This is a genomic window from Moraxella equi (assembly GCF_002027555.1).
GTDB lineage: Bacteria > Pseudomonadota > Gammaproteobacteria > Pseudomonadales > Moraxellaceae > Moraxella > Moraxella equi.
Window position 1 is genome coordinate 1 of record NZ_MXAP01000093.1, and the last position, 10,565, is coordinate 10,565.

General features: G+C 46.3%; 9 protein-coding genes. 4 read left to right on the forward strand and 5 right to left on the reverse strand.

What is annotated here, in order from left to right; all coding sequences use genetic code 11:
- A partial coding sequence (locus B5J93_RS09085; protein ID WP_143823523.1) for a helix-hairpin-helix domain-containing protein occupies positions 1-2,121 on the reverse strand: 2,121 nt, incomplete at its 3' end.
- Positions 2,122-2,155: 34 nt separating this feature from the next.
- Positions 2,156-2,323, reverse strand: a complete 168-nt coding sequence (locus B5J93_RS13825) for a hypothetical protein (RefSeq protein ID WP_167432608.1) — start codon at positions 2,321-2,323, stop codon at positions 2,156-2,158.
- A 278-nt stretch (positions 2,324-2,601) separates the two neighbouring features.
- Here B5J93_RS13825 and B5J93_RS09090 point away from each other — a divergent pair, with 278 nt between their 5' ends.
- Positions 2,602-4,545: an NAD(P)-binding protein gene (locus tag B5J93_RS09090; protein ID WP_079326097.1), complete on the forward strand. Its 1,944-nt coding sequence runs from the start codon at positions 2,602-2,604 to the stop codon at positions 4,543-4,545.
- A gap of 60 nt (positions 4,546-4,605) precedes the next feature.
- Here the strand turns inward: B5J93_RS09090 and recF are convergent, their stop codons facing one another.
- The 3 genes from recF to dnaA form a co-directional block, all read right to left on the reverse strand.
- Positions 4,606-5,751 (reverse strand): DNA replication/repair protein RecF, encoded by a 1,146-nt coding sequence (gene recF / locus B5J93_RS09095; protein ID WP_079326098.1) that lies wholly within the window; start codon positions 5,749-5,751, stop codon positions 4,606-4,608.
- A gap of 10 nt (positions 5,752-5,761) precedes the next feature.
- The gene (dnaN, locus tag B5J93_RS09100) at positions 5,762-6,904 is read right to left on the reverse strand and encodes a DNA polymerase III subunit beta (RefSeq protein ID WP_079326099.1); all 1,143 of its coding nucleotides are present in this window, start codon (positions 6,902-6,904) and stop codon (positions 5,762-5,764) included.
- Between the two features lie 283 nt (positions 6,905-7,187).
- Complete coding sequence (gene dnaA, locus B5J93_RS09105; protein WP_228144917.1) at positions 7,188-8,747, reverse strand: chromosomal replication initiator protein DnaA; 1,560 nt, start codon at positions 8,745-8,747, stop codon at positions 7,188-7,190.
- Between the two features lie 778 nt (positions 8,748-9,525).
- On the opposite strand from dnaA, the gene rpmH reads away from it, so the two are divergent.
- From rpmH to yidD, 3 genes are all read left to right on the forward strand, one after another.
- Positions 9,526-9,660, forward strand: coding sequence for a 50S ribosomal protein L34 (gene rpmH / locus B5J93_RS09110; RefSeq protein WP_029103370.1), 135 nt, complete (start codon positions 9,526-9,528; stop codon positions 9,658-9,660).
- 157 nt (positions 9,661-9,817) lie between these two features.
- Positions 9,818-10,210 (forward strand): ribonuclease P protein component, encoded by a 393-nt coding sequence (gene rnpA / locus B5J93_RS09115; protein WP_079326100.1) that lies wholly within the window; start codon positions 9,818-9,820, stop codon positions 10,208-10,210.
- A 9-nt stretch (positions 10,211-10,219) separates the two neighbouring features.
- On the forward strand, positions 10,220-10,565 hold a 346-nt coding region (gene yidD / locus B5J93_RS09120; RefSeq protein ID WP_079326101.1), incomplete at its 3' end, for a membrane protein insertion efficiency factor YidD.

Here is a 10,565-nt window from a genome sequence, read left to right on the forward strand (position 1 = left end):
AGTTTTTAAGTTCGGTTGGTATATGTCCGCAGGGTCAGCGACAAAACTGTCGGACAGCTCAGAGATATGCACAAGCCCGTCTTGGTGTACGCCAATATCCACAAAACAGCCAAACGCAGTTACGTTCGTTACCACGCCTTCTAGCTCCATGCCGATTTGTAAGTGTTTGATTTCACTCACATCATCACGGAATTTGGCGGTTTTAAATTCGCCACGGGGGTCATGGGCAGGTTTGGCAAGCTCGGCAAGCACCGTGGCAAGCTGGCTAAAATTGTCCGTGCTGTCATTTAGCGATTTGGCAAGAGTCTCGTTGCCCAGCACGTCCGATAGTGATTTGTCCGCCTTACGCAAAATCTCATAAACAAGCCCATAGCTTTCAGGGTGTACGCCTGTTGCATCTAGTGGTTCGGTGCCGTCTTTGATACGCAAAAATCCTGCCGACTGCTCAAAAGTCTTTACACCCAAGCGTGGCACGGCTTTTAGCTCTTCACGGTTTTTGAATGCCCCATTGGTACGGCGGTAGTTCACGATTTGTTGGGCGACATTTTTGTTCAGCCCTGCAATGTGAGCCAAAATAGCAGGGCTTGCCGTGTTCACGTCCACGCCCACCGCATTCACGCAGTCTTCGGTAACTTTATCAAGGCTAGATTCTAGCTCGGCTTGATTGACATCGTGCTGATATTGCCCCACGCCGATTGCCTTAGGTTCAACCTTGACAAGCTCGGATAAAGGGTCTTGTAGTCGTCTGGCGATAGACACCGCCCCACGCACCGACACATCAAGCTCGGGCAACTCGTGACTTGCAATCTCGCTTGCCGAATACACGCTCGCCCCCGCCTCACTCACCACCACCGCCTTAGCGGATAAGTTATGCTCACTAATCACCGCCCCCACAAGCTCGTCCGATTCACGGCTTGCTGTACCGTTGCCAATGGCGACAAGCTCCACGCCATAATCAGCAATGAGTTTGGCAATCACCGCCTTTGCCTTGTCGGTCGTGGGGTCGGTAAAGGGATACACGGTATCGGTCGCCACGACATCGCCTGTGCTGTCAATCACCGCCATTTTTACGCCATGACGGATACCAGGGTCCACGCCTAGGATAACCTTACGTCCAGCAGGGGCGGTCATGAGTAGGTGTTTTAGATTTTGGGCAAAAACACCGATGGCGTGCGTCTCAGCGTCCAGTCGTCTTTCGGTCAATAGGCGATGCTCTATCTGTGGTCGCCATTTGGCATTCCATAATCTGTCTGCCGTCTCGCTCAAAAACTGCCCACGCTCGTCTGTATCGCTCGCCCCAAAAGCGGTTTTGATTTGGGCGACAAACGGCTCATCTTCGCCAAGTACGGATAAGACAAGCACGTTTGCCTGTCTGCCACGAAGCATGGCAAGCAGGCGATGATTGGAGAGTTTGGCAAAGGTTTCGGTATGGTCAAAATAGTCTTTGAATTTCTCGCCTGCCTCTCGCTTTTCTTCGCCCACAAGCTTAGAGTGAATGCTTGCTGTGGCGTTAAAGCCCGTCCGCACTTTATCAAACAAATCTAAGTTTAGCGACCATTCATCAAAAATAATCGCTTGCACGCCTGATAGTTGTAGCTCACGAGTGCTATAATCCACATCAAAGCTCTCGCCCTGCTCGTCCGTTACCGTGCTAACGGGCGTGTAGTCGGACAGAGCGGCGTCCAAGCTCTCTCCTGCCAAAATCCGCAGGGCATGGGGGCGAAGTCCTGCCAAAGTCGCCTTAGCCGACAAGGTACGGCGTTTTGGGCGGTAAGGTTCATAAATGGCGTCAAGCTCCAATTTACTCATGGCGTTTTTGACACGCCCAGAAAGTTCGTCCGTCAAGGCATTCTGGGCGGTCAAAAGGTCAAGTACTTTGTTACGGCGAACCTCCAAATCCCGCTCGTGCGTTAGGGCTTTTTCTAGGGTGCGAAGCATGTCATCATCAAGTCCGCCTGTCTTGTCCTTACGATAGCGGGCGATGAATGGCACGCTCACCCCTTCGTCCAGCAAATCAGCAAAGGCTTGAACCTGCTCGGCACGCACGGCATGGTCTGTGGCAAGTTTTTGGTAGATGGCGGTGTGGTTGATGGCATTAGAGCTTGTGGCTTGGGTATCCATAATATCCTACTGTATGAGAATGATAAATGTGCTATTATAACAAGTTTTGGGGGTGTTTGATAGGCACAAATCCACGCCCCGATTTGTCCATTTTCATCCATTTTACACAAGGTGCCACCATGATTGCCTTTGTCATTTTGCTGATATTGGACGTGCGAGCGTTGATAAAGGAGTTTGGGGCATGATTTGCGTTTGTGAGCATATACTTACAAAACTTTGCGATTTTTGCGTATTTTCTTACAAGATAACTTTTGGCATAATACACCCATCAGCAAGGAAGACGGCAAATGGATACGCCGCCACGGATGACCGCTGATACATGAACCACGGATGATGGACGGACTGCAAAACCCATACGGTAAGCCCTAACGCAAGTTGGGGTTTTATCGTTTTCAAAAACTTCTATCTATACCCATCACTTTTTCATTGATTTTTTAAAATTTTGCGTTACAATCTATCTTTTTATCACCTGCTTAAATAATGAACAAACGCATCACTCGCCGTGATTTTTTAAACGGCTCAGCCCTACTCATCACCTCCCTTGCCACAGGCACACTGACCGCTTGCAGTGATGACACTCCCACGCCACAGGCAGACGCCCCCAAAACCAGTGGCGGTACTCCACCGCCAACCGCCAAAACCAGCTCCAACTATCCACCCGAACTGACAGGCTTGCGTGGCAATCATGCAGGCAGTTATGATGTCGCTCATGAGATGGCATGGAAAAAAGTACAGTTTGACGTCTCAGGCGAGAGCGTGTCAGAGACGGTAGATTTGGTTGTGGTCGGGGCAGGCATTAGCGGTCTTGCCAGCGCCTATTTTTACCAAAAAAAGTTTCCCAGTGCCAAAATCTTGGTATTAGATAACCATGATGACTTCGGCGGTCATGCCAAACGCAATGAGTTTAGCGAGAGTGTTGATGGTAAAGACATCTTTCGCATCAGCTATGGCGGTAGTGAATCCATCGACACCCCAAGCGATTATAGCGATGAAGCCATGGGACTACTCAATGAGCTTGGTATTGATGTACAAAAATTCTATACCTATTATGACCAAGATTATTTTAAAAATCTAGGCATGAACAAGCAGGGCGTGTTTTTTAATAAAGCCACCTTTGGACAAAGTGTGGTACTGTCCGATGAGCCCAATGCTGACAACGCCACAGAGCTGTTTGCCAAAGCTCCTTTATCAGATACGGACAAAACCGCCTTGATAGAGCTATACACCACTCCCAAAGACTATTTGGGCGACATGACACCGGGCGAGCGAGAAGACTATCTACAATCCATCAGTTACGACAAATTTTTAAAAGACCACGTCAAACTTCCCCAAGGAGCGATGGCGTATATGGAAGAGCTTTGTTTGGAATACTGGGGATTTAACATTGATGGTCTGTCAGCTTATAATGCCTTTTATGAAGGCTATGCAGGACTTGAATTATCAGGGCTAGAAGCCGATGACGATGGCGAGAGCGAACCTTATATTTTTCACTTTCCTGATGGCAACGCCTCCATCGCTCGCCTACTGGTTAAAAAGATGATACCCGCAGTTGTCGCCAACCCCGACCACGCCAACGGCAAAAGCGAGATGGAAGCCATCGTATTGGACAAATTTGACTACACCAAGCTTGACACGCCCGAGCAGTCTGTCAATATCCGCCTAAATGCCACCGCCGTCCAAGTCAAAAATATCGAAACCGGCGACAAAAAAGGCGTGATGATAGGCTACAAAAAAGACGGCAAACTCCACCGTGTGGACGCTCATCACTGCATCTTAGCATGTCAGCATGGCATGATACCATTTATCGATAACAACCTACCTCAGTCCCAAAAGGATGACCACTTACAAAACATCCGTGTGCCAATGATTTATACCAAAATCTTGGTCAAGGATTGGCAAGCCTTTAAAAAGCTCGGTGCATGGCAGTTTTACGCCCCTAAAGCCCCTTATTGCTTTATCATGATAGATTATCCTGTAAGCATGGGCGGTTATCACTACCCCAAAGACCCGAGTGAGCCTATGGTTATTCATATGGCACGCATTGCTGTACCTTATGGTGCAGGCAAAGACGTGCGTGAAGCCTGTAAAATCGGACGCTCCGAGCTGTACCGAGCCAATTATCACGACCTAGAAAAGCAAGCCCTTGACCAACTGCGTGAGATGTACGACGTGGCAGGAGAGAATCTTGACGACAAGATTCTTGCCATCACCATCAACCGCTGGGGACATGGATACAGCTATGAACGCAACGTCTTATTTGACAAAGATGATAGTGCTGAGAAAACACCAGATAGCGTCAAACAAGCTCATGGTAACATCCACATGGCAAACTCTGATGCCGACTGGATGCCTTATGCTGATGGGGCAATAGACCAAGCATGGCGAGCCGTCCAAGAGATTAAGACACAAGTGGAAAAGCCTTAATAAAACAAAGAGCTTAAACACCAAGCTCTTTTTATCGCTTATTTATTACACATTCTTGTTTCACGTGAAACACCCATCTGCTGTAATCTCACCCTGTTTCACGTGAAACTTTTTAAGGCTCTTCGGCTCATACAGGGCTGATATTTTTTCGGCGATTATCTCTACCGTCTCATCTTGTAAGCTGGTTATCATGAGCTGACAAGGCAGTGACAGTAGCGTATCAAGTAGCAAATCCATCGCCCCCACATCAAGCTCCGCATCAATGTCATCAACAAGCACCACAGGCTGTATCTGCTGATACGCACACATCACTTGTAGCTGTGAGAGTCTTAGGGCGATGATGAGCAGTTTTTTCTCGCCCCGAGAGAGCACATCCACCGCCTGACTTTTGATGTGTCCGCCATCGCCAGACTGCTTTAACATCACCATCATATCAGCACGGTGAGCCCCCACGCGAGTATAACCCAGCTCCATGTCAGAGTCCAAGCGAGACGCCAATATAGAGAGTAGTCCTGTCTTATCATCAAAGCCTGCTTGATAAGACAGATAAATATCGCCCTGATAATGTGGTAGTAGTCGCCCCATCATATCATCAAAGCACACCTGCCACCGCTCAAAGACCGCCTGCCGACATTGGTGTAGTTTGTCTGCATGATGTGCCAGCTGACTGTCCCATGCCCGCACTTCGCCCGCTCGCTCACGCACACGGGGCGATTTTAGTAATAGATTTCGCTGCTTGAGTAGTCGCTGATAGGCAAGCCACTCTCCATAAAACTCCTGTTTCACGTGAAACGTCAGCCAGTCCAACATCTGCCGTCTGGCATGACTGCCCTCTTCTAACACCGTCATCCCACTGGGGTCAATGGGCAACACTGGCAAGGCATAAGTCAGTGGACTTTGGGTTGTCACGGTTTGCCCATTGAGTTTTAACACCGTCGTTGCCAGCTGTCGCTCATCTAAGTTTTTTTGCACCGCCAGCATGTCAGACCCTGTCATCGCCCACACCGTGCAGGATTTTTGATGATGACTGATGTAACGTTTGGGTTCGTGATGACGAAAAGTTTTACCCCGAGACAACAAAAACACCGCTTCTAAAAGCGATGTTTTGCCACTGCCATTACACCCCACGAACACATTACAATCAGCGAGTGTCAGACTTATCTGAGCTAGGTTGCGTACGTGGGTGATTTGAAGCTGTGTGATCATGCCCTGCCCATCACACACGCATGGGCATGACGACATATTGATAATTGCGGTCATCGCCCACTTGATAAATGCGTGTCGGACTGGTCGGATGTACCATTTCTAGGCGAATGTCGCCCTCTAACACATTTAACACAGCACGCAAATAGGACTCATTAAATGAAATCTCAATCGGCTCACCTGTGTAATTGACCGCCACCTCTTCTCTGGCTTCATCTTGCTCACGGTTGGTGGAGATGACATCCACCGTCTCACTTTTGGCAAAGTGCAATAGCACACCAGGAGAGTCTTTGGTGTTTACCACCGCCACCCGACGCAAGACCTCGACCATGCTGTCTTTATTAAAAATGGCGATTTTATCGTTATTGGTTGGCATGACACGGCGATAGTCGGGGAATTTACCCTCAATCAAACGGGCGGTCAAAGATATCATCATTTGCCCGCCAAAGTTTAAACTGACGGTCAAAAAGTCGTTATCTAACCCCAAAGTTACCATGTCGCCATTTTCTTCGGCGGTTTTTAGTAGGTCGGTCAAGAGCTTTTCTAACCCACTGACCGCCTTACCAGGGATAATGACTTTGGTTTCATCATGGCTGTCCGCCAAAGTTTGATACGCCACCGCCAAACGATGTCCATCGGTTGCCACCGCGGTCAGTTTGTCGCCCTCAATCTCAAAGAGCAGTCCTGTCAAGTAGTGACGTACGTCTTGGGTCGCCATGGCAAAGCGGGTGTGCTTGATAAGATTAAATAGGGTATCGCGTCCGATTTTGACCAGCTTTTCTGAACGTGGCTCGCCAATGCTTGGATAATCCTGAGCAGGTAGCGTGCTGAGCATGTATTTACCCTTACCACTGGTGATGTGACAGCGACTGCCCGCCACTTCAATGCTGACCATATTATCAGGCAGAGCTTTACAAATACCAAAGAACTTATCCGCAGGAATGGTTACCGCCCCTGCCGTCACGCACGCCCCCTCAGGCAGACTGATGACATTGGTCAGCTCCACCTCCAAATCGGACGCGGTCATCGTCAGGCTTTGTGGTTCTAACACGAGTTTTAGGTTGCCTAAAATCGCCATTTGGTGATGATTATCCACCGCCTCAATGATGAGCGTCATGGCTTTGATGAGCAGGGCTTTATCAATGACTAATTTCATAAAAATCCTTAATATTTACAAAAATGTAGGGCGTGTTGAATATTGGTATTTGCAATGAAAAATAGGGGAAATCGCCCGTTTTTCAAGGAAAAGTCCGCAGTTGATATTGCAATATCAACAAGGATTTTGACGCAGAAAAACCAGATTTAGCCATTTTTCATGCAAAAATTGACAAAAGTGTTAAATTTTCATCGTTTTTATAAATAATGTTATCAATGTTCAGCACGCCCTAATACGTCTATTATAACAAACTTCACACCGCATTTCATGATGGCTATTATCATCAGGCAAATTCAAGCGTGGCAAGTAAGGCTTGGTAATCTTTTTCTACCGATGACTCCTCAGCTCGCAGTTCACTAATTTTCTCGCAAGCATGCATAACCGTGGTATGGTCTCGTCCGCCAAACACTTGCCCTATCTCAGGAAAACTGTCTTGAGTCAGCTCACGCACCAGTGCCATCGCCATCTGACGGGGGCGAGCGATATTACGGGCCCGTTTTTTACCAATCAAATCTTTGACCGACACGCCATAATACTCCGCCACTAAGTCACGGATGTTCTCTGCATTGACCGCCCTCGCTCGTGCTTCAATACGGTCTTTGATGGCGTGACGCACCAGCGAGAGTGTCACCTCACCACCCACCAATAGAGCATTGGCACGCACTTGGTTTAACGCCCCTTCTAATCGGCGGACATCGGGGGGCATGTTTTGTGCCATAAAAATCGCACAGTCTTTAGGCAGCTCCATGCCAAGCAAAGTCGCCTTTTTTTGCAAAATTTGCATACGCATTTCAATGTCAGGCGGTTCAATGGCAAGCGACAATCCACCCTCAAAGCGTGACAAAAAGCGTGTGTCAAAATCCTGCATTTGGGATGGCGGTCTGTCAGATGCCAAAATCAAGCGTTTATCACCTTTGGTGAATTCGCCAAATAGCGCCATCAAAAACTGCGAGACTTTCGGGCCGTTTTTGTTGTTAATCATGTGCACGTCATCAACGATGAGCAAATCTGCTTGACAAATCCGCCGAAGCAAAGAATCCGCCCCACCCTCACCCCCACGCAAGGCGTTAATGGTCACCTTAAAAAACTGATCTTTACTAAAATAACACACCAAAAGCCCAGCACGCTCATAACGATGAGCCACCGCATGCATAAGATGAGTCTTACCCAGCCCTGATGAACCATAGATAAAATACAAATGCGTGTCGTGCTTGGCAGCCTTATCGGTCAGATTTTTGGTTAGCTCTTGGCAGGCGTTATATGCCAGTGCATTAGACTTACCCTTGACAAAATTTTCAAAGGTAAACCGCTCTTCTAAGGGCTGACTCTCCTCGATGCTTGTCGGCTTTTTGGGTGATTTGGACTTTTGTTTTTTAGGGGATTTATCTGTCTTGTCGCTTTTTGGCACAAGGGGCATGACCCGAAGGGCGACACCTGACACATCCTGACTGCCACCATCTGCCAGACGTGCCGCCACCGCACAGATTTTGTCATAATAATGCGTCTCAATGCGACGGATAAACACATCATTAATGGCGAACAATACCAGCATCTCATCAGCAAATACAGGCTTCAAAGAGCGTAGCCATTGGTTCAGCTCGCTCTCTTTGAGTTCATGTTTTAGCTCAGATAAGCACGACTGCCAAAACAGCTCAGCATCGACATCATGCTTTTGAACATCGCCAATCATGTCGTCATCACCCACCCCATTATCCGCCACGCCTTTTTCATCGACAGCAGGGGCGTCATTTTTCTGACCAACACTCACATCCATACCAGCACCCACCTTATCAGACGGTAGATGTTCCGGCATGACTTCATCGAATAGCGATATGTTTTGCATGATAAATTAACTCAAATAACAAACTTGGGTAAGCAAAATCTAACTGAAAACGAATTTAAGTGATTAGCCAGAACACAGCCAGACCACTTTTCATGTTTACATTCACTCAAACATCATTAGAAACCAAAAGTTATGATTTAAAATAATCATAACGATAAGTTTTTGATAAAAATAATTAAAATACAAATCGGGCGAAAAATCCTGCGATTCTTGGTAATTGCATGATTTTTAATCAAATACCAACTTGCCCACACTTAAATTTTTGCCTATAATACCACAAATTTGACATTTTTCAACGATAATTTTTTGTGGATAAGTTTGTGGATAAGTTTGTGGATAAGTAAAACAAAGAACTTATTCACATTTTACCCACAAGTTATATACAGGTTTACCAACAATATAAATATATGATTTATATAAAATTTTAATACTTATCCACAGAAATATTAAACCCTTATTATTATTATTTTTATATTAAAATAAAAAATAAGCCAGTAGCAAATCTGTGGATAACTTTTTAAAATAATTTAAAAGTTACTATATTTTGACTGTCAAAACAAATCACATATCATAATACAAACCATCAAAAAAACCAAACTTTTAAAAAATTAACTTGACTTTGACACATCTTTTTAGTAAAATCCGTAGGTTTTTCGCCAAACATTAATTTATAAGCACATTGATTGATAATCAGTCTGGTAGCTTAACTGTTTGGTTAAACATAAACCATCACAAAAACGGCTTCTGCAGAGCCTGTGATACAACCTTAAGGTGAATTATGAAACGTACATTCCAACCCAGCGTTCTAAAACGCAAACGCACTCACGGTTTCCGTGCTCGTATGGCTACCAAAAACGGTCGTCAAGTTTTGGCTCGTCGTCGTGCCAAAGGTCGTCATCGTCTGACCGTATAATCTTATAGATTATCACAGATTAAGCACCCTTTTGGGTGCTTTTGTTTGTCCAAATTTTGCCTTAAAAGTTTGTAACTTTAGGATTTTGTATGCTGGATAAACCATTGACGAAACACACTAAGCCTTGTATGATAGTTTGATTTAATACGTTTATGCCATGACAAGTCCACAGCAACCCACCCCGCCATTTTGCTTTACCAAAGCTCAGCGTCTGCTTAGCCCCAATGACTTTAAACGGGTGTTTGATAATCCTATCAAAAAAATCCACTCAGAGCATTTGCTTCTATTTGTCCAAGCAGGTGAGTCCGAGCAAACCCACGCCCGCTTGGGGCTTGCCATTACCAAAAAGAAGGTTAAGCTTGCGGTCATGCGTAACCGACTAAAACGGCTCACTCGTGAATACTTTCGCCATGTTGCCCCCATGCTTGGGGTGGTGGACGTGGTGCTGATTGTTAAGAAAGACTACACAAAAGAGACTGACTTACATGGTGAGCTGACCCACATTTTTGAAAAATTATCTACCCTATTCCCTGCTGATAATTCCCAGTGATTTTTGATTATGCTTGTCAAATTTTTACTGCTTGTTATTAAGTTTTATCAAAAAGCAATCAGTCCGCTTGCCCCCGCTCGCTGTCGGTTCTACCCGACCTGTTCTGTCTATGGCATACACGCCCTAAAATGGCATGGCGTGCGTGGCATACCGCTTGTCATTAAGCGGATTTTGCGGTGTCAGCCGTGGGGTGGCTCGGGGGTGGATTTTGTGCCGTTACCTTTGGCTCGTTATCGTTACGTGCATTGTGATGATACCGCCCCTGTCCGATTTGCCGACATGGGTGTTTATAAAGACCGCACAAGTTATTTGGCGGTTAGAAATCAGATGATGAAGTATACCAACCGAACCCAAA